General features: G+C 43.6%; 25 protein-coding genes. 14 read left to right on the top strand and 11 right to left on the bottom strand.

All coding sequences use genetic code 11. The annotated features are described in order from the left end of the window. Position 1: 1 nt before the first annotated feature. Together gloB and VX730_05215 are read left to right on the top strand one after the other, a co-directional pair. Complete coding sequence (gloB, locus tag VX730_05220; GenBank protein MEC9291785.1) at positions 2-703, top strand: hydroxyacylglutathione hydrolase; 702 nt, start codon at positions 2-4, stop codon at positions 701-703. 18 nt (positions 704-721) lie between these two features. Then, positions 722-967, top strand: a complete 246-nt coding sequence (locus VX730_05215) for a hypothetical protein (protein ID MEC9291784.1) — start codon at positions 722-724, stop codon at positions 965-967. Between the two features lie 2 nt (positions 968-969). Here the strand turns inward: VX730_05215 and VX730_05210 are convergent, their stop codons facing one another. Beyond that, positions 970-1,821: a DUF3108 domain-containing protein gene (locus tag VX730_05210; protein MEC9291783.1), complete on the bottom strand. Its 852-nt coding sequence runs from the start codon at positions 1,819-1,821 to the stop codon at positions 970-972. Positions 1,822-1,929: 108 nt separating this feature from the next. On the opposite strand from VX730_05210, the gene VX730_05205 reads away from it, so the two are divergent. Then, the gene (locus VX730_05205; protein MEC9291782.1) at positions 1,930-4,953 is read left to right on the top strand and encodes a hypothetical protein; all 3,024 of its coding nucleotides are present in this window, start codon (positions 1,930-1,932) and stop codon (positions 4,951-4,953) included. A 1-nt stretch (position 4,954) separates the two neighbouring features. Further along, on the top strand, positions 4,955-5,653 hold the full coding sequence (locus tag VX730_05200) for a methyltransferase (protein ID MEC9291781.1): 699 nt from the start codon (positions 4,955-4,957) through the stop codon (positions 5,651-5,653). Positions 5,654-5,666: 13 nt separating this feature from the next. Here VX730_05200 and VX730_05195 read toward each other — a convergent pair whose 3' ends face one another. Then, positions 5,667-6,254 carry a hypothetical protein gene (locus VX730_05195; GenBank protein MEC9291780.1) on the bottom strand — a complete coding sequence of 196 codons (588 nt, stop codon included), beginning with the start codon at positions 6,252-6,254 and terminating at the stop codon, positions 5,667-5,669. Positions 6,255-6,585: 331 nt separating this feature from the next. Further along, positions 6,586-8,787, bottom strand: a complete 2,202-nt coding sequence (gene priA / locus VX730_05190) for a primosomal protein N' (protein ID MEC9291779.1) — start codon at positions 8,785-8,787, stop codon at positions 6,586-6,588. 223 nt (positions 8,788-9,010) lie between these two features. Here priA and VX730_05185 point away from each other — a divergent pair, with 223 nt between their 5' ends. Genes VX730_05185 through VX730_05175 form a run of 3 tightly spaced genes read left to right on the top strand, consistent with a single transcriptional unit; the run spans position 9,011 to position 11,650 of the window. Next, positions 9,011-9,706, top strand: a complete 696-nt coding sequence (locus VX730_05185; protein MEC9291778.1) for a DUF484 family protein — start codon at positions 9,011-9,013, stop codon at positions 9,704-9,706. Positions 9,707-9,716: 10 nt separating this feature from the next. Further along, the gene (locus VX730_05180; protein MEC9291777.1) at positions 9,717-10,637 is read left to right on the top strand and encodes a tyrosine-type recombinase/integrase; all 921 of its coding nucleotides are present in this window, start codon (positions 9,717-9,719) and stop codon (positions 10,635-10,637) included. A gap of 44 nt (positions 10,638-10,681) precedes the next feature. Further along, the gene (locus tag VX730_05175) at positions 10,682-11,650 is read left to right on the top strand and encodes a hypothetical protein (protein MEC9291776.1); all 969 of its coding nucleotides are present in this window, start codon (positions 10,682-10,684) and stop codon (positions 11,648-11,650) included. Here VX730_05175 and obgE read toward each other — a convergent pair. The 5 genes from obgE to rplU all read right to left on the bottom strand — a co-directional run bounded on the left by obgE (position 11,551) and on the right by rplU (position 14,520). After that, the gene (gene obgE, locus VX730_05170) at positions 11,551-12,651 is read right to left on the bottom strand and encodes a GTPase ObgE (GenBank protein ID MEC9291775.1); all 1,101 of its coding nucleotides are present in this window, start codon (positions 12,649-12,651) and stop codon (positions 11,551-11,553) included. The genes VX730_05175 and obgE overlap by 100 nt on opposite strands. A 3-nt stretch (positions 12,652-12,654) precedes the next feature. Then, complete coding sequence (locus VX730_05165; protein MEC9291774.1) at positions 12,655-13,194, bottom strand: AAA family ATPase; 540 nt, start codon at positions 13,192-13,194, stop codon at positions 12,655-12,657. Then, positions 13,178-13,711, bottom strand: coding sequence for an NUDIX domain-containing protein (locus tag VX730_05160; GenBank protein MEC9291773.1), 534 nt, complete (start codon positions 13,709-13,711; stop codon positions 13,178-13,180). Before VX730_05160 ends, VX730_05165 begins: the two co-directional genes overlap by 17 nt. A gap of 216 nt (positions 13,712-13,927) precedes the next feature. Further along, positions 13,928-14,179 (bottom strand): 50S ribosomal protein L27, encoded by a 252-nt coding sequence (rpmA, locus tag VX730_05155; protein ID MEC9291772.1) that lies wholly within the window; start codon positions 14,177-14,179, stop codon positions 13,928-13,930. 11 nt (positions 14,180-14,190) lie between these two features. Continuing rightward, the gene (gene rplU, locus VX730_05150; protein ID MEC9291771.1) at positions 14,191-14,520 is read right to left on the bottom strand and encodes a 50S ribosomal protein L21; all 330 of its coding nucleotides are present in this window, start codon (positions 14,518-14,520) and stop codon (positions 14,191-14,193) included. Positions 14,521-14,688: 168 nt separating this feature from the next. On the opposite strand from rplU, the gene VX730_05145 reads away from it, so the two are divergent. The 3 genes from VX730_05145 to VX730_05135 are packed head-to-tail and all read left to right on the top strand — an operon-like array spanning position 14,689 to position 15,739. After that, on the top strand, positions 14,689-14,856 hold the full coding sequence (locus tag VX730_05145) for a hypothetical protein (GenBank protein ID MEC9291770.1): 168 nt from the start codon (positions 14,689-14,691) through the stop codon (positions 14,854-14,856). Beyond that, a complete protein-coding gene (locus VX730_05140) occupies positions 14,856-15,413 on the top strand; it encodes a YgjV family protein (protein MEC9291769.1) in 558 nt (185 codons plus the stop codon). Before VX730_05145 ends, VX730_05140 begins: the two co-directional genes overlap by 1 nt. Before the next feature lie 8 nt (positions 15,414-15,421). Beyond that, entirely contained in the window at positions 15,422-15,739 is a 318-nt protein-coding gene (locus VX730_05135) for a 2OG-Fe(II) oxygenase (protein MEC9291768.1), read from the top strand. 36 nt (positions 15,740-15,775) lie between these two features. On the opposite strand, the gene VX730_05130 is transcribed toward VX730_05135, so the two are convergent. Genes VX730_05130 through VX730_05120 form a run of 3 tightly spaced genes read right to left on the bottom strand, consistent with a single transcriptional unit; the run spans position 15,776 to position 19,205 of the window. Beyond that, complete coding sequence (locus VX730_05130) at positions 15,776-16,819, bottom strand: glycosyltransferase family 2 protein (GenBank protein ID MEC9291767.1); 1,044 nt, start codon at positions 16,817-16,819, stop codon at positions 15,776-15,778. 2 nt (positions 16,820-16,821) lie between these two features. After that, on the bottom strand, positions 16,822-18,567 hold the full coding sequence (locus tag VX730_05125) for a glycosyltransferase family 39 protein (protein ID MEC9291766.1): 1,746 nt from the start codon (positions 18,565-18,567) through the stop codon (positions 16,822-16,824). A gap of 14 nt (positions 18,568-18,581) precedes the next feature. Further along, a complete protein-coding gene (locus tag VX730_05120) occupies positions 18,582-19,205 on the bottom strand; it encodes a phosphatase PAP2 family protein (GenBank protein MEC9291765.1) in 624 nt (207 codons plus the stop codon). Between the two features lie 174 nt (positions 19,206-19,379). On the opposite strand from VX730_05120, the gene VX730_05115 reads away from it, so the two are divergent. The 4 genes from VX730_05115 to lpxK are packed head-to-tail and all read left to right on the top strand — an operon-like array spanning position 19,380 to position 23,963. Continuing rightward, positions 19,380-21,086, top strand: a complete 1,707-nt coding sequence (locus VX730_05115; GenBank protein ID MEC9291764.1) for an ABC transporter transmembrane domain-containing protein — start codon at positions 19,380-19,382, stop codon at positions 21,084-21,086. Continuing rightward, on the top strand, positions 21,086-21,745 hold the full coding sequence (locus VX730_05110) for a lysophospholipid acyltransferase family protein (protein MEC9291763.1): 660 nt from the start codon (positions 21,086-21,088) through the stop codon (positions 21,743-21,745). The genes VX730_05115 and VX730_05110 overlap by 1 nt, the downstream gene beginning before the upstream one ends. Further along, positions 21,742-23,004 carry a glycosyltransferase N-terminal domain-containing protein gene (locus VX730_05105; protein MEC9291762.1) on the top strand — a complete coding sequence of 421 codons (1,263 nt, stop codon included), beginning with the start codon at positions 21,742-21,744 and terminating at the stop codon, positions 23,002-23,004. Before VX730_05110 ends, VX730_05105 begins: the two co-directional genes overlap by 4 nt. Beyond that, positions 23,001-23,963 (top strand): tetraacyldisaccharide 4'-kinase, encoded by a 963-nt coding sequence (lpxK, locus tag VX730_05100; protein MEC9291761.1) that lies wholly within the window; start codon positions 23,001-23,003, stop codon positions 23,961-23,963. The genes VX730_05105 and lpxK overlap by 4 nt, the downstream gene beginning before the upstream one ends. Positions 23,964-23,965 lie beyond the last annotated feature (2 nt).

Raw genomic sequence — 23,965 nt, 5'->3', positions numbered from 1 at the left:
CATGAGTACATGTGTCGAGACCATCCCTGTTTTGAATGATAATTGGGTTTACCTAGTTGAAAGCCAGGCATCTGGTGATTGCCTACTGATTGATGCAGGTGAAGCTGCACCTGTATTAAAAGCACTCAATGGCAGAGAACTCAAACATATTCTGCTCACACATCATCATGGCGATCATATTCACGGCGCGGCAGATATCCAAAAACAAACAAGATGCTACATGAATGGTGCTAAAGCAGACCTAGCAAGACTTCCACGCGGTACAGAGCCTCTTCCAGAAGTATGGGGCTGGGAAGAGTATGAATTTGAAGTGATTGAATCTCCAGGACACACTGTGGGTCATGTGATGTTTTATGAAAAGAATAACCACTGGCTCTTTAGTGGAGATACGCTCTTTATTGCAGGATGCGGTAGATTATTTGAAGGCTCACACGCACAAATGTTTAACACCCTACAACGCATTAAAGAGCTCCCTAATGATACAAAGATCTTCTGTGGGCATGACTACACAAAAGCGAGCCTTACCTTTGCTGCGCATCTCTTCCCGTATGATCAAGACATTTTAGAAGCGCTTACGCTTGCAGAAAAGAATATTCACCCGAAGATCACAACCCTCGCCACAGAAAAGAAAATTAACCCATTTTTAAAAGCTGAAACACTAGAAGAATTTAAAGAGTTTCGTATAATGAAGGATAATTTTTAGGAGACGCTTATGTTTTTAATGTCGATATGGATTTTGACGACAGTCATCACATACATTATTGCTGCAAGATACGACCTTGCCAAACCACATGTTCTGGCGTTTGGTAACCTTATCTTACCTGGAGTCGGTCTCATCTATACACTCTACCTTGTCCATATTTACCTGCCAAGAAGAGAGGGGCGAATTCCACCTGTTCTTATTTTTATACGTGTCTTTATAGAAGAGCTTGCTAAAGAATTTAAAAAATGGCGCAGTAAAAAATAAGCTTAATCCGCTGTTTCAAGCAAACCTGTCTTCTTCTTATCCATAATAATTTCACCGGTTTCAGGAATCTCCGGAATCACGCGTGATTCTAAATCAAGGTGCCCATAGCGCTTAAGGCTTGCAACAAATGACCCAAACTTTGTTTTTGCTTCAATACGCTGAGGAACAAAACTTTTGTCATTTCGCACCCAAATCGTCCAGCGATCTTTTACATCCCCAAGAGGCGTCCCATCACGATTAAGCTTTTGCATGCTTGGCTGAACTTTAAGGGCCTGATGGCCATCAATTTTACCCTGCCCCACCACCTTGAGCTTCATATCGTAGATATAGTCATTTTGCGCGACAGCATGTTGGTACATATCCCCAACCTTGATCTCACGGTCGCCAAGTGTTTTTCTAAAGTAATACAGAGCTGAAATCATATCTCTTGTATGTTCTGGAGCTCCAAAACCAACAGGCTTTTCATTGCCGCGAATATTATGGTAACGAATCATCTTTGCGTTTCGATCAAAGGTGATTGTTTTATGACCTCGATAATCATTTTCATTCAGCTCAATGGTTTGCCTGATTGAATAAAAAGGCCCCTCGTCTAAAACAGGTGAGTGAATACCTTCTGTGGTGAGGCGATCTCGCAATTGAAATGCTCTTGAATCTGTCCAAGCCCGAGCAAGAATGGTGTACCTATCATCTTGCGGCTTAAATAGAAGCTCAGCTTCCCCTACATTGAGCCATCCCCACATTTCCACAAGGTAATGAAGGCGTTCGCCCTTCTCAAACCAGTCCTCTGGCTTTGCATAAGAGGTATGTATCAACATAAAAGTGGTCAGAGTGCATATAATTAGCTTTTTCATCATTGTCCTTATCCTTGTGGTTTCTGTCATATTATCAAAAATGCAACAGGTTTGCTGATGTTTTTTCTCATAGAGTTGCAGGGGTTGATGTTCTCACGTTAGACTGGTTGCATGATGAATTTAAAACGTTTCATGGTCGTAGGAGCCCTCAGCCTTATGCTGAGTGGCTGTTTTGGCGATGCCACAGAAAAAGCCAGAGATGCAATAGATTCTCAACGCTATGAAAAAGCACATAAAATTATTGATAAAGCTCTCTCAAAGCGCACCCAAGATGCTCACTTAAACGGACTCAAAGCAGAGCTAATCATTAAAGAATGTGTAGCCAATAAGTGTTTTGATACCCAAACAGAGCCCCTCATGTTTGACCAATACCTTCGCTACGTGACAGCTCCAATTATTCTGGATAAGAAACAATATACACCGCTAGATGTTATTCTAAACCATGTTGATGATATGAAGCTCCCTAAAGAGCGTACAAATATGCTACTTCATATGGTCAATTCAACTCAGTCTGGTGGGTTAAGAAATATCCTTGTGCCACACACATTGAATACATTAGGCACCTTCATTGAAGAACAAGACAGTGACAATGCCCTGCTTATACTTGAGCAACTTTCAGAGAGTAAAAAAATTCCTGCACAGATGCTTAGCATGACAAGTGCAATATCTGGAATGCTGTCCGAAGACGTATCACAAACCAAACTTTCTATGGAAGATATTCGTAAATGGCGTGATATTCCAAGGTATGGCGAAACACTCATTCCTGTATTTATTAAAACTCTGACACGAACTGTTGGTAAAGATGTAAAAGGCAGCAACCTTCTTCTCAATGGTAAAGCCATAATCCAGTTATTGGATATTCCTATTTTCAAAGTCCCAGAAGTGAGCGAGCACCTTTCGATAGGTTACAAAAAACTTGTCCAAGATCCATTTATACAAGAGCAACTTGCAGACAATACCATCAAATCTAACATTGCCCCAATTCAGGACAGTCTCCTTAAAAGAGGGCTTATTGTTGTAAAGCTTGCAGATGCACAGCTCACTTATCAGCCTATTGCTGTGAAGCAAGTGGACTTTTCAGAATCTGATAAGAAGAAACTTGTTGAACTCTTTATGGTGCAAACAGCCTTATCTTTCAATTTAAACAACCTTGAAAACTGGCAAACTTACCTTGAAGAAATGATCACTCTTTCAGAGCGTTACAAACTGCCAGAAATTTTACTCTATAGCATTGAACCTGAGCGTGTTCCAAGTAACATTGTTGCTCCATATAATGCTTATCTTCTTGGCATAATTCGCCGCATGGTGAATGCCAACGAAAATGCTGTACCATTTTTAACGAAACTTATTCTTAATAGTGATAACGAAGAAAATCTAACGGTTCAAGCCGAAGAGATTATTAAAAACGCTATGAATAAAGCTATTGAAGCTGAAAACTATGAGCTTATTTATACGTATGGTGTATTTAACCCAAAAGTCGCCCAAATCTCTAAGCAGAAAATTATTACAAGCATTATTGATGGCCTAGAAAAGAAATGGGTATCTAATGATTTTACTGGAATGATTAAGCTATCTGATTTTCTAAATAACAACATGGGCATTGAGTTCAACTTAGATAACTTTTTACTACAAAAATTTGATGAGTTCTTAGCCTCTGATGAAATTAAAGCAAAGTTGAACGGAAATTCCTTCCAAGATTTCCTAACACTCAATATTTTAAAGAGTGCAGACCTAGGTGTAAAAGCTGATTTTGCTGCGGAACGTTTAAAAGCGTCTCCCTCTCTCTTTAATGCTTCCCTTAAAAATGCCATTATTTCAGCTGGTGATGGCTACAATGTGGCACACACCCTTCTAAAATTAAGCGATTACTTTTATGTAAGTGATTTTAGCAAAAAAGAGCAACAAACTTACGCCATGAACGCCCTCAAGGCTGCCATTAGCTCAGATGCAAAGCTCGGCGCTCTAGAAATTGCCCTTAAAGGTGAAGTTTTAAAGAAGGTTTTTCCTGAACTTCCGCAATCATTCTTCCTAAACCAAGCACTTAATAGGCTAAAAACTCCTGAAGAGTCTTCTCTATTCTGGAAAAACCTGCCAGAACACCTCAAGGAAATTGTCATTAAGATTCGTCCACAGTTTGTTTACATGCTAGAAGCCTTAGATGCCTTTTCAGACGGTGAAAGAACTCTCGCTTCTGAGAAAATTGCACTCATTAGTGACGATCAATACATGAAGCACCTACAGCCTATTGTGAATGATATCCGTATTATTGTACGTAAAAACCAAGGAACCTACATTATGAAGGACCTTGATGCAGATATTCCGCTTCTTGTGATGAAAATGGAAACTATTGATAATCCTAACCATAATGACTTTTCACAAATTCAAACTGTAAAAGCTACATTCATTAATAAAATGGGTTCTATCACAATTAGGTCAGATAAAGACCTGACGAAGAACTCAGGTAATGTGTACGCTTACAGCATGATCGTGCCATATGATGTCGATAAGCAGTCTTTGATTATCTCTGATGATGCGAAAACAACTCCAAACCTTCCGGTGAAGTTTAATACACTCTATGGTGATATTGACTCTGTAGAATTTGAAAATGGCAGCATTTATATTAAAGCATCTAACGGTAAAAGCTACCAGATGGAACGCCTAACAGATAAAGTTAATAAAAGCATCTTACCAAACGGCCGCTACGCAATCACGAAGATCACAAGCGATTCAAACGAAGCGATTGAATACTCTCTTCCTGAGGGCACGATCTTTAACTTCAAAACGCTGGAAAGTGGAAGAATTCACGATGCCGTGAAAGAAACAACTCTGTACCCAATTGAAGGCCTTGTTCTTCATCCTGCAAATAACGTTGCAAGAACCATTACAGGTTACTACTCACCAGACACACATACATCTCTTGTGAACTATAGCTACCAGTTGCAAGACGGTGGCCAACTGTTTGCTTCTGCTAAATGCCAGATTTTAGACACAGCCCTATTCTGTGCCGTAAACAATAAATTTATGTCTCGTAACAAGTATAGTCATATTGTTGAAGGGCGTCGTGCAAGACAAGGCAGTATGAACCCTGCAAAACTGATTCAAGAGCGAGGCCTGCTCCCTCCACAAACAAATTAAGATGGGCTCTTATACACTTCTTGATGGAAGACTTACCCTGTGTGGCAAGTACTATAAATCAACAGAAGATGCACTTTGGCTCGCCAGCAACATCTCCCCTAAACAAGATGAGAGCATTTTAGATGTTGGCGCAGGAAACGGTGCTATAGGGCTTAGCCTGAGTACACTTCATAAAATACCTGTGACACTCATTGAAAATAATACCAACCTTATTGACAGCCTTCAAAGTGCTATTGAAGCAAACAAAATTACGAATGCTGATATTCTAAAATGTACCTGGCCTGAAACCCAGATCACCAAACTGTATGACTATGTGATTAGCAATCCGCCATTCCACCTAATTGAGGAAGGCTTCCAAAGTCAAACTAAACAAAAAGAACATGGCATCCATAAGGATGACTTAGCCCTGTGGATTGAAGCTTGTTGTAAGTCTTGCACACCGACGGGATCTGTATCGCTATTTCTCTCTCTAAGGAGCTTTAACGCCCTTTCAGAGCATTTAAAAGGTCTCGGGCTTAAAGAGGTGACGGATATTATCTCAAACAAGCAAGAAATGCCTCGTGCTTGCATTGTAGAACTTACCCCAAGCTACACAGGAAGCCCTCAACATTACACACTCAACTGCTCTAACGAAGACATTCGCACTGAGGTTTTACGACGTGGCGGTAAAATAAAAGCGCACCGTTTGGCGCGCTCTTAATTTTTAATCTATATTAGATCTGGTTTGCGAGGTAAAGCACTGTCGCTGTGCCTGCTTCTAGGTTGTACTCTAGAGTCACGCGACCAAGGCTTGCGCTACGCTCACCATCAATACGAAGATCAACTTCATCTGCTTCGCGAATTGGAACATTGTCCAAGCGAATTTGAATGAAATCACCGTCTGCGCGACTTACTTGCTTCATACCTACAAGACCACCGTTACCGTAATCATGCTTCACACGGTATGTTTTACTTTGGATCTCAAAGTCTGGAAGAAGATTTTTGAAAGAGTGTAGGTTTGAGTATGGAGGACGCATTGCAAATGGAGTGACTAGAGCTGATGCGTTTTTGTAAGCATCACCATTTGTTGTTTGGTGCGGCCACATACGGTGACGTTCGTAAAACTCACTGTTTGCCATTTCAATTTTAATAAGATCATCAACAAGTTGCGCTGGCGAACCAAATAGCGTATCCCAAGATACACTCACGCCGATAAATGCAGCGACACTGGATACCATCCCTGTTACTAGAATAAGTTCTTCTTTAGCCATAGTTAGCTTGCCAGATTGAGACCAAAACAGTCCTTTGACACGTTGTAGCATATTCAAATCTCCCTCATATACATACATAGTTTAAATCATATAAACACCGTTTCGCAAGCCCATACAGTATACAATGCACATTATGTGCCAAAATGATCAAAAGTATATGTCATAAAAGTCACACCCCCTTACAGAACATAAGGTTAAAGCCCAGAACCCTTATATGTTTTTATCATGGTAATGAGCACAGCGTGCGAGCAAAACCCTAAGGGGTTTTGGCGAAAATATAGATTTTATATAAGCGCTGAAAGCGCGAAATATTCAAAGAAACTATATTTTCAAGATCATATTTGCGGAAAGTTTGTTCCTTCAATAAACTTTAGAGAGCAAGCTAAAGCAGGGATAAAGGATCAACATCAATGTCCAAACGCACAGCATTTGGCAACTTATATGCAAGAAGCGTTTTCTGCACAAAATCATGCGATGGCACGGGAGATTTAATCAAAATCATATAGCGGAAGCGGTTTTTAATGCGCACAAGCCCCATAGGTGAAGGCCCCATTACCACATAGCCTGCAGGCGCTGTGCGCTGCATCTGCTCTGCAATGAGTCTGGCATGGTGTACTACTTCATTTTCAATAGCCCCACTAAAGAACAAAGCTGTCAAACGAGAAAACGGCGGATCATTCCACTGCTTACGGTGTTTCACTTCACTGGCGTAAAAGGCATCCCTGTCTCCAGTCGCAATGGCTTTAAGGGCTTGGGAGTTTTTATCCAGCGTTTGAATAAGAACACGGCCTTTATCCTTACCGCGGCCTGCCCGGCCTGCCACTTGGTACAGAAGCTGAAAAGCCTTTTCTGTCGCACGAAAGTCTCCCTGCGTGTTACCCAGCATCGTATCCACCACACCCACCAGAGTTACATCCGGGAAATCATGGCCTTTGGCGACCATTTGCGTACCCACCAGAATATCAATTTCACCAGCTCTCATCTTTTCAATCAGCTGACTCATTTTTCTCACGGTTGTGAGGGCATCACTATCTGCTACAGCGATACGCGCTTCAGGGTAATATTCAGCAAGCTCATCCATAAGTTGCCTTGTACCTGGGCCATACGGCAAAATACGCTCTGATCCACATTTCTTACATCTATTTGGATAAGACATCGTATAAGCACAATGATGACAGCGTAGATGCCCGCCATGAACAGTTAATGTTGTCGAGCAACTTGGGCATTCTGTTTTTTCACCACAGTCTCGGCAGAGTGCCATAGGCGCATGGCCACGACGGTTTAAATAAATAATAGACTGTTTACCCTGCTCAAGAGTTTCACCTATGGCCTGAATCAGAGGCTCACTCATATAGTGCCTTGCCCCTTTCGGTGGATTCGCTGCAACATCAATCAGCTCCACATCAGGCAAAGTGGCTGCACCGTAGCGGCTTTTCAGCGGAAGCATTTGGTAACGGCCTTGATCTGCGTTATACCAACTCTCAAGAGACGGCGTTGCACTGGCCAGAACCACAGGGCACGACATCTTCTTTGCAAGAACCACCGCCATATCCCGACCGTGATAACGAAATAGGTCTTCCTGCTTATACGCACTATCATGCTCTTCATCTACGACAATCAATTCTAGGTTTTTATAAGGGAGGAAGAGCGCTGACCTTGCTCCAACAACAACGCGTGCTTTGCCGGTAAGCACACTCCACCATGCTTTATTTTTAGAGCCTTCTGCTTGTGAGCTATGCCAAACGGCTGGGGCAAACCCAAAACGGGATTCAAAACGGCTTAACCATTGTGGTGTCAGTGCAATTTCAGGAAGAAGCAAAAGAACTTGCCCCTCACCTGACTCCAACATGTTTTCCAAAACATCAAAGTAAACTTCGGTTTTGCCACTCCCTGTCACACCATCAAGAAGGAATGGCTGGAAAGATTTCTCATGAGCCGCACCAAAAATTGCATCAGCCGCCTTGCGCTGGTCCTCATTCAATGTAATTGAAACAGATGGATTCACACAAAGCTCTGCCTCTTCGGCATGGATCCATTCGAGGCAGCCTTGATGGGTAAGACCTTTAATCACACTACGCCCTGCGCCTGAAGCTTCCATAAGGGTCGTTGTATTCATAGGTCCTGCATCTAAGGCACCTAATACATCTTGCCTCTTTGGCGTCATCTTATCTGGCATTTTACCTGTAAGAGCGAGTACAAGTTCAGGAGAAGGTTGATCCGGAATTGAGGCTTTAACAAGAAGGGAGCGAAGCACTTCACCCATTGGCGCGAGCGTATAAGAACCTGCCCATAAAAGGAACTCAGCCATTTTAGGGTTGAGTGCTGGCACATCTGTGCGAAGTTTGGCTTCTTTTAGCTTTTTAAACGCATCTGGTGGGTTGATTGCTACCACGAGAGCAGCAACTGTCTTTGTGCTTTTCATGCCGAGGGGCACTTCCGCCCAAGAATATAACTCAGGTTCATCCTCTGAATAGACTTTATAATCCAGCGTTTTAAACAACCTTTGAGGCACAATAACACGTATCACTTTTGCAACACGCTCGTCCATTTGTTGCACATCAGCAGTTGTCGAGAACAGATCCATTGTGAGAGAATAACAAATACGGGGAAAACTTGCACAATTTTTGACAGCGCCCACACGTCAAAAAAAGGCCCGAGATGTAAAACACCCCGGGCAAGTCATAAGAGGGAAGCTCGCGGTATGAACTCAAAAATAAAATTCATTCCGTAACTATATATAGTTATGGGTACGATGATGCCGTTTGTTAACCCCCTGACTCAAAAAAAATTAAAAATAATGGAAACTCATGCGTAATACACCTGCAGCACAAGCCACAACAAACGTGACAATGCGTCCAACCAATGCAGACGATATCATTGAATATCTGCGCCAGAACCCTAGCTTTTTCCAAGAGAACAAATCTATCATTGATGAGATTGTTCCTAATGGCAGCATGGACTTTGGCTCTAACGTTGTTTCAATGCAAGGTACGCAACTACGCAAGCTTCAAGAGCAAATTGGTTCTTATAAACGTCGCAACCAGATGCTGATTCAAACATCTCTCGACAACCAAAAGAGCTTTGAAGATATCCATACCCTTATTTTAAACTTGATGCGCTGCACGACCCTTGAATGCATTGAGCGCACAGTAACAGCACACATTAGTACTATGGAAGTAGACAGTGTGAAGTTCCTTACAGTTGGAACTGAAGAAGGCCAGATGACACCAGAACAAGTGACTGACTTGAAAGGTGAAGAATATCATAGTATTATACTAAGAACTCTGAGTGAAGGTGCGGAAGATATCCTTCACGGTGACAAAGCCCCTCACATACAGAGTGACGCCCTATTGATTTTACATTCCCTCGAAGAACAACCGCTCGCAATTATTGCAATTGGAAGCACAGATAAAGAGCGATTCCATGAAGGACAAGGCACAGAATTACTTCAGTTCCTCTCGGAGTTCATTGGATATCGTCTCGCCGAAGTCCTTGCCCACTAAAGGAACAGATATGCCCACCATCGCCCACTATATTCATCACCTCAAAACGGTGAAACGTTTCAGTGTGCGCACTCTTGAGGCGTACGCACGTGACCTTGAAGATCTTTTACAGGATAAACCTTACGACAGCTTCAATGTGCATGACCTTGAAAGCTGGATCACCACCAAACGTACAGAAGAAAACTTAAGCGAAAGCAGCATCAATCGTAAACTCAGCGCTCTGAGAGGCTTTTATACATGGCTGAAGAAAGAGCATGGCTTTGATAACCCAAAAATTCGCACATTCAAGAATATTAAAGCGCCCGATAAAATGATTCATGCCGCCTCCCTTAGTACGCTTGAGACATTTATGAACGGCATCCTCTCTTATGAACATAAACAAGGCTGGCGTGACACCAGAAATCTTACAATTGTGAGCTTGCTTTATGCCACGGGCCTACGTGTCAGCGAGCTACAGGGCCTGGTCTGGAAAGATATTGAAGGTGACACCCTCCGCGTTAAAGATGGTAAAGGCGGTAAAGAGCGCCTTGTCCCTCTTATTCCTAAAATCATAGAGCGACTCAACACATGGAAAGACATGTCTCCACACGTTGGGGCAAGTGCGCCAGTATTTCCAGCTGCTGAAGAGCGCTTAGATGCCCTCACCACAAGGCGCATTCAGGATATTTTTAAAGAAACCTGCGCGAGGCACGGTATTGATGAACACCTGACGCCACATACCATGCGCCACAGTTTTGCGACACACCTTCTACAAAATGGCGCCAATATCAGAGAGGTACAGGAACTGCTTGGGCATAGCCATTTGGCAACCACGCAAAAGTACCTTTCAGCAGACCTAGATTACCTTAGAAGCCTCCACAGCAAAGCCCACCCATTAGAGACAGAGGTAGGAGACGTCAAAAAAATGGCTCAGACAAAGACCCATAAATAAGTATAATGAATTTGAGTAAGCGAATAAAAAGAATGCAAACAACCATGCTTAAAGTACTAACTCTTCTAATGGCTCTTCTTGTGAGTGTACAAGGTTTTGCCGAAAAGAAAAAAGAGCAGATCATCCTAGAAGTGATGTGGGATGACGCTGTGCGTGGCTCTGTAACCATTAACGATGAAAGCATTTGGAAATTCCCGCTCACAGAACAGGAAGAAACAGCCCTTAAAAACCTTCCCGCTTCTATTAAAGAGCAATTGAGCATTCACTCTTTTAATCCTGAGCAAAACCTTGTCAGGCTTTATGCAAATAAGCTATTTGAAGACCGTGTCAACGTGCTGCAATATAAGTATGTGAAGCACACAAAAGAATATATTCGATACCGCCCATCACGCCTTGGTTACTACCTCTACAGAACAGAAACACCAAAAGATCAGGACTCATGGGTGCTTATGGACTACAAACAAGAGCCCATTGATAACTCTGGTGAGATGACAGCCCTTATTAACCCATTTAATGAGCTTGTACCTTTCTATATTGATAACTTTGTACCAATGGACGAAGAACTTGCGACAACAGCAGACAATGTGCGTGCCACATACAGAGAGTTGACTGTTGAACTCATGAACGGAAACTTCACCAATTTAGAAACACTGAACCCTGCTCACAAACTACAGTTTGATCTCTTCAAGAATAAAGCCCTGCTCAATAACAACCAATTCAGTTGCAGACGTGGGGACCGTACAGATGCACGTATTCGTTTTATGAATGGCGCAGCGTTTGTGACGGGTGACCTTGCTTCATGCTCTGTTATTACAAAAGATAATCAACAGGATGATATCCAGTTTGATTACTTCCAATACCAATATGATGGAAAAGATTGGGTTCTCGCTGACTTCCTTGTCAGGCACCCAAGTCAGCTAAGCGTGTTCCCTGATGATTCTGAATCATCTTCTAAAGGATTGCAGCTTGATAACTTCTCTGTAGACTCAGACGACTCTTCTTCTGCTAACTGATACTGAAGATAGACATCTCTCAGTTCGTTTAGAACTGCGTCAAGACCAGCACCACTTGCTGAAGAGAAGACGTGCGGCTTTACACCTGTCTGCTCTGTAAAGTCAGCAACAAGCTCTTCTGAAAACTCATCGTCACCAATAGCATCAGACTTACTGAAGGCAAGAACTTCTGGAAGTTGAGAAACAGACTCATCAAAGTAATCATCATATTCCTCAAGCTCTTTACGAATCGTTTGGTACTTTTCAACCGGATCGCCCTCTGTTGGGTCAATCAGGTGAAGAATCGCACGGCAACGTGCTACGTGCTTAAGGAACTGGTGGCCAAGACCACGGCCTTCCGCTGCACCTTCAATCAGACCAGGAAGGTCAGCCATCACCATGTCTGTGCCGTAATGACGCACCATACCAAGAGCTGGGTGAAGCGTTGTAAATGGGTAGTCTGCCACTTTAGGCTTGGCGTTAGAAACGCGAGAAATAAATGTAGATTTACCAGCATTCGGGAATCCAACCAAACCAACATCTGCAAGAAGCTTAAGACGAAGTTGCAGTGTCATCTCTGTTGCAGGTTGGCCTTTACCAAATTGGCGGGGCGCACGGTTTGTTGAAGACGCAAAAGAAAGGTTTCCACGACCACCGTTACCACCTTCACAGATGACAACCTCTTGGCCTTCCTCTGTCATATCAGCAATCAGCTCTTCTGTTTCCCAGTTCCAAATCTCAGTACCAACAGGAAGTTTCATGATGACATCATCACCATTTTTACCGTACATGTTACTGCCCATGCCGTGTTGGCCTTTACCGGCCTTAAAGTGCTGGTTAAAGCGGTAATCAATCAATGTATTGAGGTTGTTTGTGGCCACAGCAATAACGCTACCACCCTTACCACCATTACCGCCATCTGGGCCACCAAACGGAATGTTACGCTCACGACGAAACGAAAGACAGCCATCACCGCCTTTTCCTGAGAATACATAGATCTTCGCTTCATCTAAAAACTGCATAACTTATAGCCCTAACTGCTTCTGTAATTTCATAAATTCGCGCCAGCTTTTGACGTGAACAACGTGAAGATGGGGATTATCCGCCAAAATGTCAAGGTAGCGGTCCCTTCTTTTTTTCCAACCCTTCATAGAATGGACAAACACCATATGCAGCCAGCCCAGCGAAAAACGCTCCTCACAGCCTTCTGGGGCATTGGGGCGCACCTTTCCATAGTTGGTAACCAAACGCTTTGCAACGCGGTACTGACACCCCAAAATGGAAAGATCTAGAAAGAAGACTGTTTCCGCACGCTTTAAGCGCTGCGGGAGTGATTTACGATAAGCTCCTTCCATGACCCAAGAGTCCTTACCAATCAAAGCATCATGAATTGGCATCCACTCTTCTACTGGACGCGGGTTCCAGCCTGGTGCATGCACCACACGATCCATTGAGATAAACTCCGTACCTAGTCTCTCAGCCAAGCGGCTGGCAAATGTGGTTTTACCAGCGCCGCTTGGGCCAAGAATACAAATACGCTGCCCAAGTTCACGAGGCTGCAACATGACTAATCTCAAAACCATCTTCGTAATGGACAATATGCTTCAAGCCACCCTCTAGAATTTCTAAATGATCGGGCACAAAAGCAGGTTTAATGTTGTAATCCCTGATATCCTTAAGGGGAATCCACACAAATGGGAATTGGGCGCCATCTAACTCATTCTCAGGAATGACAGCATTCTCTGGCAGATTCGCACGGTAGTACATTGCAATTTCATGACACTTAGACCCTGAAGTTGGCCTTGTGAAGAAATATTCAATAATTGCTGCAAGTTCTGTGTCATCTTCTTTAATGATAAGACCTGTCTCTTCTTCAACCTCTCGTACCACTGTTTTTTGCGTGCATGTTCCGCAGTTCACACGACCACCCGGGATAAAGTAAATATCTTCATCTGGTACATAGAGTGTAAGGAGCTTCTCATCACGCACGACCAGATAGCCGCAACGGTGAATGAGCACACCTGCACCAACCTGCACAGTAATATCACCCGGTTCTGTATAGAATGGAAGTTGTTTAGCCATAGCGTATGATCTCCTTTTTTTAGACACTCTACTCTGGCGTTCTACAAATAATCTATCTTTGCGCTTCAGGTGCTCATGTACAATGCAGTACACTGCACTCCTGTTCTCAAGATATATTATTTTCGCTGGCGCCAGAGCGAATTTGGTTTATTTATAAAAACGCGCAAAGGCCGGCTTTATAGCCGACCCTCGCAGAGATTTGAGTATGTAAGAAGTTTACGCTTCTACAGAAACAAATGTGCGGTTCTTGAAACCTTTAGCAAACTTAACGTTACCATCGTTAAGTGCAAATAGAGTGTAGTCTTTACCCATGCCTACACCAGCACCTGGGTGGAATGTGCTACCACGTTGGCGTACGATGATGTTACCAGCGTCAACGCTTTCACCACCAAATTTCTTTACACCAAGACGTTTACCTTCAGTATCACGTCCGTTTTTAGAGCTACCACCTGCTTTTTTGTGAGCCATTTACTTACCCTTTACTTTACAGAAATTTCTTGAATTTCAAGTACAGTCACGTACTGACGGTGACCTTTTTTACGACGGTAGTTCTGACGACGCTTCTTCTTGAACACGATCACTTTTTTATCGCGTACTTGCTCAAGTACTTTCGCCTTAACTGTTGCGCCTTTAACTGTTGGTGTACCTACAGTGATCTTGTCACCGTCACCAATAAGAAGAACATCTTCAAGAGTTACGCTTTTACCAGCTTCTGCTTCCAGACGCTCAACGTTAACTGTGTCCCCTTTAGAAACTTTTAGCTGCTTACCGCCACATTTTACTACTGCATACATGTCTTTGTTACTCATTTTGTATCGCTTTATTCATTCGATAAATTTGTATTCGTCTGGGGTTATTACGTTATTTATACCCTCGTGTCAAGTGTTTGTGGACAATTTTTCTCCATCTGTCAGTGATTTTTATACATGAGTTTTAGTGCCCCCTATAAGCATTTAGAGTTTGGGAGGGCTCTACGCATGACAAAACTACTACTGCTTTGCTTTGGAATTATGTTTAGCCTTTACGGCTATGACCATCTGTCTGATGGTTCTCTCACGGAAGAACCTGCTGAGATGGTAGAAGCATCTCAGGAAGACACGCCCACATCATTTACGGAGCGCATTTCTCAGAAAAGGAAATCTTAATGGCTCTCACTGATCCTTTTGTTCTTGCTCAGGTCATAGGGATCCTTGTCTTTATATCTAGTAAAGGCGCACTTCTTATTTCGAATGATTTACATATGAAAAACACGCTCTGTGCTGTACTAGCGCTAAGCAGTGTTCAATACATACTACTTGGTGAATGGTTTGCCTTCCTTACAGTTTTATGCGCAAGCTTAAGGTTTCTTGCCTCTAACTATTACCGACAAGATTCCATTATGGTGGTTTTCATAGCTCTATTTGCTCTACTAGGATGGTTCTCATATCAAACACCTATGGACGTTCTACCGATGCTTGGCTGCGCTATTATTACCTATGGTGCCTTTAAACTCAGTCAAGACCATCTACGCTTTGCGTTCATACTCTCTTCTATCTGCTGGGGGACATATAACTTCATCATAGGGGCATACGCAGCAGGGCTTTCTGACTGTGTCACGTTTATTATTGTCATCGCCGCACTTATGAAAAACTCTTGCACGCCTGACACGTTCTTTGCTAAAAACCCATTCAAACAACTCAATTTTTCTTTTTCTAACAAATGAGGCCCGTCATGGCATGGCTCAAGTGGGAACAAGGCCGCCAAGGTGGCGGATACCGCAAATTCAAACTCTTTCAGCTGTTTAAACGTATGGACGGCTATATCATTGATTACCCTGTCGGGTTTTCACTCCCAACACATAAAGACCCAACACCTCACGGCAAGCACTACCGCCTGAACATTATTCTTTCTGGCGAGGGTGATTTTTACAGTGAGAATTCCATCATTGATACCAAGTACATTAAGCTATTCAGGCCTGACGTGAATGATCATGGTGTGAAAGAAATCGCCAAACGCAGGCGTGTTCTTTCTTTTGGGATCGTCATTTAACACGAATAAAAAAGAGCGCCGTGGCGCTCTTTTTAGTTATGCAGTCTTTTTCTTGGCTGCCGGCTTTTTAGCCGCTGTCTTTTTAGCTGTTGGTTTCTTAACCACCTTCTCAGCCTTAGCAAGCGTCATAGGAGGCAGTTTAAGCACGTATTGCTTACGCCCCTGTGGCTCATGATAGATACGCATCATCACTTCACCCAGAACCCCCATACCGATCATCTGAACACCAAGGATGATAAGCATCACACCAAGGATAAGAAGCGGACGACCACCAATGTCAGAACCACCAAGCTTAAGCAATGTTAGGTATGTACAAATAAGGCCACCCATACCAAGGCTAATCAGGCCACCCATACCAAAAGCATGGATTGGACGGTTAATGTAACGCAGGATGAATTTTACAAGTAGAAGATCTAGCAGTACGCGGAATGTTTTATCAAGGCCATACTTAGATTGACCAAATTGGCGTGCATGGTGTTTCACAACCACTTCTTCAACTTTAGCACCGTACTGAGATACAACAGCAGGGATAAAACGGTGTAGCTCACCGTAAATACGTACTTCATCGAGAACTTCACGGCGGTAAGCTTTAAGCGAACAACCAAAATCATGCAGCTTCACACCTGTCACGCGGCCAATTAGCTTGTTACCGATTTGAGATGGAATGTTGTTCTTCCACTTGTTGTCCTTACGGTCTTTACGCCAGCCAGATACAATATCTGCATCTGTCTTTTGCATGTGTTCAATAAGCTTTGGAATATCTGTTGGATCGTTCTGAAGGTCAGCATCCATTGTAATAACAACATCACCTGTTGAGTGATCGAAACCTGCCTGCATAGCAGCAGTTTGACCCGAGTTGCGACGAAGCAAGATTGGGCGAAGCGCTTTGTACTTAGCAGAAAGCTCTTCGAGAACCTGAGCACTTTTATCTTTAGAGCCATCATCAATGCAGAGAATTTCCCATGTCCATGGGCTTGCATCCATAACTTTGCTTACGGCTTCAAGAAGGTGCGGAAGTGACTCTTCTTCGTTATAAACTGGGGCAACAACTGAAATATCAACTTTAGCTGCTTGGGTCATACTTAAAATCCTTTACTTACAACTGCAAGGCAATAGCCGCCTTCACAGGTTTCATATGGCTGGACGTCTGCAAAATGCTCATTAAACGCCTCTTGCCTTTCTATATCATACAAGAAGAACTGTTGGTATGTTTTCTTCTCGGCTGCAATTTCATGCGGGCGGTGTACCGCCACATAAGGCACCTTGGATATAAGCCTTACGCTCGGTTGATGCAAGCCCACAAAGTAAAATTGATCGCCCTCCTCAAAATGAGAGGCCACATACTCAGCGTGCTGCTTCAGCGCACCTTGCTGAACTTGGTAAACAGTTGGGCCAAGACCGTTAAAGAACAGGAATAGCACCATACCGTAGCTGACAGCCCACAGCATAACCCCTTGGTGGTAACCACGCTTAATGAGCGAGAACCCTGCAACCGAGCCCACAAGAATCAGCGCCGCAATCGCAACACCAATAATTCCGATATCAAATTCTTGCATCAATACAGATTGCAGCAGAATGTCATCAACAGGCCATTCCATACCAAAGTTTTCTTGAAGGTATCTAAAAATGCCAAGTACCCAATCAGGACCTTCACCAAACAGAGCTTTCGGTAGCCATTTCAGAAGGAAGAAGAACGCAAACAAAATCATAATGAATGGAAGCATCCACATCATTTGCCAGCCTTTAACCTTCATGTTGTTGATACGATCAAGGCGCCCACCGATCCAAAGTGCAAACCCTGGAAGCGCTGGAACAATGTAATGTACAAGCTTTGTTTGAGAGAAACTAAACACAGCCACTACACCCACAAACCAAACAAGCCCAAGCGCTGGAAGCACCTCTGATGGGTTATCTGAGCGCAAGTTGCTCATAAAACCTTTGGCTTGCCACCATAGCGCTGAAGGCGCAATAAGCACCCAAGGGAAGAACCCAATCGCAACCACACCAAGGTAGTAGTAAGGTGAGCTTGTATGTGTATTCCCAAGACCACTAAAGAAACGCTCTACATTGTGCTTCATAATAAATTCAACAAAGAAATCTGGGCCGTGCGCACTAATAATCATTTGGCACCAAGGGAACAAACCTAGCGCAATCGCTACAAGAATAATAAATGGGTTTGCTGCCTTTAAGCCGTGCCCAATACCTCTCGGGTTCATAAGAACTGCTGTTCCAACCACAAGCGTTGGCACAAGCGCCACCACAGGACCTTTAGTTATAAAACCTGCAGCAAACACAATACCTGCCACCCACGTAGCAACCACACTCCGCTCTCTGGCATAGATATTTGCAACGAGCGTCATCGTTGAACAGAAGATAAAGAAGTTCATCACCATATCTGCAATGGCTGCGCGAGCAAGAATCATAAAGGATAAGTTTAACGCCATCACAGCGGTGGCCATCATGGCATAGCGTGGATTACGCGTCATACGTTCTACAAAAATATACATCGCGAGGCTGAGCAAGAACGCCGCAATTGCACTTGGAACACGTGCCCCTAGAGGGGTTTCACCAAACTGCTCCATACTAAAATGCTGCAACCAGTAAATCATTGGTGGCTTATGGTAGCGCGGCTCACCGTTATATGTCGGCGTTACAAAGTCACCACGTTCACGCATTTCAATTGTTGCTTGTGCAAAAATGGCTTCATCGACATCAAACAAACCATAACGATCCAAACCAAAACCAAAAAGAATGGCCAGCATTAAAAACAGGCCAAGTACGTGATTTCTAATTTCTTTACGCTCTGAAACAGGCATATAACGAGACATAGGGGTTGTGTCCTTTATTTTTGAATCTGTCTTTGCAGGTCTGCTGGGGCCACTCTAGGCCACATCCAGTATGCCACAAAAAATCCGAGTGCACTGCCTGCAATCACATCACCAAGGTAATGAGACCCAATTCCCATACGGGCATATGATGCAGAAACAGCATAGAAAAGCCAAACAGGCGTATATTTAGGCCAATAACGGCTTAGAAAGAAGAAAAATGCCCACGTCGTTGTTGCGTGGCCAGAAGGGAAGCTATGCATATTGGAAGCAGTTTCAAACCATTCCATTTCATACCAAGTCTTCACTTTATCGCTCAACATTTTTGGACGAGGTCGACCAAAAATGTGCTTCAAAGGAATCACAAGTAAACCTGTAAATGAAATAACAAGAGTCGCACGCCACCAAAACATACGTAGTTTAGGCTGGTAATCATACCACGTTAAATACGTCATCATACCCAGGCCAATAGCAAGCTTAAACTCCAACTGCCCCATCCATGAAAGGTAACCATAAAGGTCTTGTAAATACGGTGCTTCTTCTGTGGATTGATACTTCATAATCCACCAATAGAGAGAACGATCAACTTCCGTAAAATAACAGATATAACCAACAGCAAAGAAGACGCCAATCAGCGCCAATGGCCAATGGGCCTTAAAATGCTTGCAAAATAAACTGACAAAAGACATCATGCGCGCTACTGTAAAGGGGATAAACATGTGTGGCAAGAACAATTGCACACAAAAACCAACATAAGGCAAAATTATATTTTGGAACAAACACATACTGGCTCTTGGTACCTGATAAAACGCCTCATGAAAGGCTATATTGCCAAACATAAAAGTCGTATTTTTATCGCAATTTTATGCATGCTGATCGTTTCTGCAACAACAGCGGGCATCACATACATGGTCAGACCTATGCTAGACGAGGTCTTTATTGCTGGTAAAAAATCGTACCTCTTTTGGGTTCCTATTATTATTCTAGGGCTGTTCCTCTTTAAAACATTTGCCACATATATTCAGGGCTATTACATGGAGTATGTTGGCCAGCGTCTTGTTGCAGACCTTCAGTACGATCTTTTCAAACATACAATGAACCAAGACCTAACATTCTTCCAGAAGCACACAACATCAGGCCTGTCTTCACGCTTTTTGTTTGACCTACAGCGCCTTAAAAATGCAGTGAGCCAAACCATTTCTGGCACACTTCGAGACTTTACCAGCGTAGTTGGTCTTATTACAGTTATGGTTGTTCAAGAGCCTGTTCTTGCACTTATTTCCCTAACACTGCTGCCACTTGCCGCTATTCCAATTTTACGTTTTGGTAAAAACATGCGTCGTTATAGCTCTGGTAGCCAATCTGAAACTGGCCGTTTTTCTGCCATTTTAAAAGAAGCTCTGGGCTACAATCGCCAAGTTAAAATTTACGGTATGGAGCATTATGAAAATGCACGCGCCAAAAACGCCATTGATAATGTCTTTATATATACAGTAAAAAGCGCACGTGTTCGTGCCATCGCCTCTCCACTTATGGAGCTTCTAGGCGGTGTAAGCGTTGCCCTTATTGTGGCTTATGGTGGCCACCGTGTCATGAGCGGTGAAATCACGCCTGGCGCTTTCTTCTCTTTCCTTACAGCACTGATGATGCTGTACCGCCCAGTGAAAGGCATCGCGAACATTAACAATGTACTGCAAGACGGCCTTGCTGCGGCAGAGCGTACGTTTGAGCTTATGGACGAACCAAACAAGGTCCAAGAAAAAGAGAATGCTGAAACTCTCAATGTAAGCAAAGCAGATATCCACTTTAAAGATGTCAGCCTGACATACGGAGATGGTACAGAAGCTCTGAAAGACTTTAACCTTCATGTTCCAGCAGGTAAAACAGTTGCGCTTGTTGGCTCATCAGGTGCAGGTAAAAGCTCTGTTCTCAATATGATTCCACGTTTCTTTGACCCAACAAAAGGCGACATTACAGTAGACGGTACATCTACGCAGGATGCTACGTTAAAGAGCCTGCGCCAGCACATTGCGCTTGTAACACAAGACATTGCTATCTTTGATGATACTGTTCATAACAACATTGCTTACGGCGCGGAAAACGCCAGCCGTGAAGATGTCATGAAAGCTGCTAAAATGGCCGCTGCACATGAATTCATTGAAACGCTAGATGAAGGTTATGACACGGTTCTTGGTGAAGAAGGATTTAAACTTTCTGGTGGTCAGCGTCAGCGTATTGCCATCGCTCGCGCCATGATTAAAAACGCCCCTATTCTTCTACTTGATGAAGCGACATCTAGCCTTGATAGCGAGAGTGAACAAAAGGTTCAAGACGCTCTATCAAGCCTGTCCAAAGGTCGCACAACACTTGTTGTGGCGCATAGACTTTCAACCATTAAAGATGCGGACCAAATCCACGTTATGAAGGATGGTCAAATTGTTGAATCAGGTACGCATGAAGAACTGATGAAAAACAAAGGCATCTACACAGACCTGCAAAACCTACAAGGGCACGCTGCATAATGAAGAACATTAAATACTACGGCCTCGCAATTATTATCCTGCTCTATAGCTGGATTATTCGTCTAACTTGTAAAATTCAAGTTCAAAACCGCGACGCACTGGATCGTTTTTGGAAAGATGACAAACCTGTAATGATGCCTGTTTGGCATGGTCGCCTGTTCTTCTTTACGATTATGCCGCAGTTTAGACACCCCGTCACAGCCATGATTTCTCTGCATAAAGATGGCCGTATGGTTGCCGCTTATGCCAAATTCAGAAAAACACATGTTGTAGATGGATCAAGCAGCACGGGCGCAATCAAAGCCATGAAAGCCATGATTGATGCGGGTAAAAATGGCCATACGCTTCTCACAACACCTGATGGTCCTCGCGGCCCAGCTTATAAACTCAGCCGAGGCACACTTGAAATGGGACGCCTTTCAGGCCTACCTATCGTGCCACTCTGCGGTACATCCACAAAAGCAAAAATTTTGAAAAGTTGGGATAACTTTATGATCCCCCTACCCTTTTCAACAATTACCATTCATATTAGTGAACCACACCACTGTCCTTTCAAGAGCGATAAAGAACAACGACAATCCCATGCTGATATCCTTGAAAAGGCTATGCGTACGCAAATTGAATGGCTTGATGATTACCACGGGCCTATCAAAAAATGATCTGGCTTTACCGCACATTGTGGGTGGTTTTTGGACCTCTTATTGATATTGCATTCTGCATTCGCCTTTATAAAGGTAAAGAAAAGTGGAATAAACTTCCTGAACGTCTTGGCTTCCCAAAAACAGGGCGCCCATGTGGCGATATTCTGTGGATTCATGGTGCCAGTGTTGGTGAAATGAAAAGCCTTTTCCCTCTTGTCAGCGCACTTTGTGAAAAATTGCCAGAAGCAACAGTTCTACTTACCAGTGGCACAGTGACTTCTGCTGAGCTTGTTGCCAAACAACTGCCAACATGGAACGGACAAGTCATTCATCAAATGGCGCCCCTCGATTTTGGTCTATCTGTTCACGCCTTCCTCAAGCACTGGCAACCGAAAATGAGTGTGTTTGTTGAAAGTGAGTTTTGGCCTGAATATCTCAAACAAGCGCCAAACCCAATGCTCATCAATGCGCGTGTGACAGCGAGATCTTATAAGAAATTCAAGAAGTTTAACTTCTTCTTTGGCCCCCTACTCGCACGCCTCACAGGCGCTCTTTCACAAACAGATGAAATCTCTGAAAGGCTCAGAAACCTTGGTGTACACAATGTAGAAACAGCACCAAACATTAAAGTTGATGCCCCTCTTGAAGAGCCTGATGCGGAGCAGCTTGCAAAGTTTAAGAAAATGATTAACGGCCGCCCTGTCCTTTGCTTTGCCAGCACACACCAGCCAGAAGATGACATTATAGCCATGATTCATAGAGGCCTAAGAGAAGACATTCCAGACCTCATTAGCATTGTTGTACCACGCCACCCAGAGCGCGGAGAACACATTGCTGAGTTTTTCACACCTCTTGGAATTATCACAAGGAGGCGTAGTTTAGCTGAAGGAATTGACAAACAAACTGACATTTTCGTGGCAGATAGCCTTGGCGAAATGCCACTTTGGTACAGTCTCGCTGACGCTGTAATCGTTGGTGGCAGTGTCTTTCCGCACGGTGGGCAGAATCCGCTTGAGCCCCTAAAAATGGGTAAAGTGGTCCTGTGTGGTGAATATATGTTCAATTTTGACTCCCTCTTAACTCCGCTAAAACCCTATAAAACACCGGAATGCTATGCGGATTTAACTGAACTCAAAAAGAGGGCCCTTCATGTTTTGACAGACAAGACGCTCAAAACAAAACTAGAGAAGAATAATATAAAAGCAGCAGCCAGCCTATCTGGCGGGACTGAGACAGCCATGCTTGCCATTTTAAAGGCATGGGAGAATGCGTCATGAAAACACCTAAGTTCTGGCAAAAGAAAGAGTGGCGTTCAAACGTCCTTTTGCCTGTGTCTTGGGTCTATCGCGCACTCAGCCTAACAGACCTCACACTTAAAGGCCTCCTCGCACAGTCTGTTTCTGTACCTGTGATCTCGGTTGGGAATGTAACAGCTGGCGGCAGCGGCAAAACACCTATTGTGATGGCTCTTGCGGGCTACTTCCATGAAAAAGGCGAAAAAGTCGCTATTTTGAGCCGTGGCTACGGGGCACAAGACAAAACATGCCGCAAGATTGCTCCCTATGAACATGCCTGTGACGCAGGTGACGAGCCTGTTATGATGGCAACAGAAATGCCTTACGTAGATGTTTGGGTCAGCCCAAACCGTATAAAATCTGCAAGCCATGCTATTAAAGAAGGCGCCACATTGATTCTACTTGATGATGGCTTCCAGCACAAAAAGCTCAAACGTACAATTGATCTTGTGTGTATTAAGTCTCTTGGCAACAACCGTATGCTACCGGCAGGGCCACTCAGAGAGCCTCTGAGTGCCTTAAAACGTGCAGATGCTGTGATATGGACAGGTACAAAAACACGCAAAGTGAGCCCACGCACGTTCCAAATTAAGAGTATTTCAACAGCACCTAAAACCAAAACAAATAAGTGGGTTGCCTTTTGCGCCCTAGGCGCGCCTGACCATTTCTTTAGATCCTTGAGAAAATCTGGGGCCAAACTTGTTGAAACCGTAGCCTTTGCAGACCATGCCACATATGAAGAAGCAGAAGAAATTATGCTACAAGAGCTTGCTGAGAAGAAAGGTGCGGACCTGATTACGACAGCAAAAGACGCTGTAAAGCTCAGCAAACCATTTATGAAGCACTGCACCATTGCAGGGCATGAGCTTGACCCTAAAGGCATTCAAGAGCTTGGCGAGTTCCTTTCAGAAGAGCTTAAAAACAAGAAAAAATCAAAATAGCT

It is taken from the genome of Pseudomonadota bacterium, from assembly GCA_036141575.1.
Classification (GTDB): domain Bacteria; phylum Pseudomonadota; class Alphaproteobacteria; order UBA2136; family JAPKEQ01; genus JAPKEQ01.
This window is presented reverse-complemented; position numbering and strand designations above follow the sequence as displayed.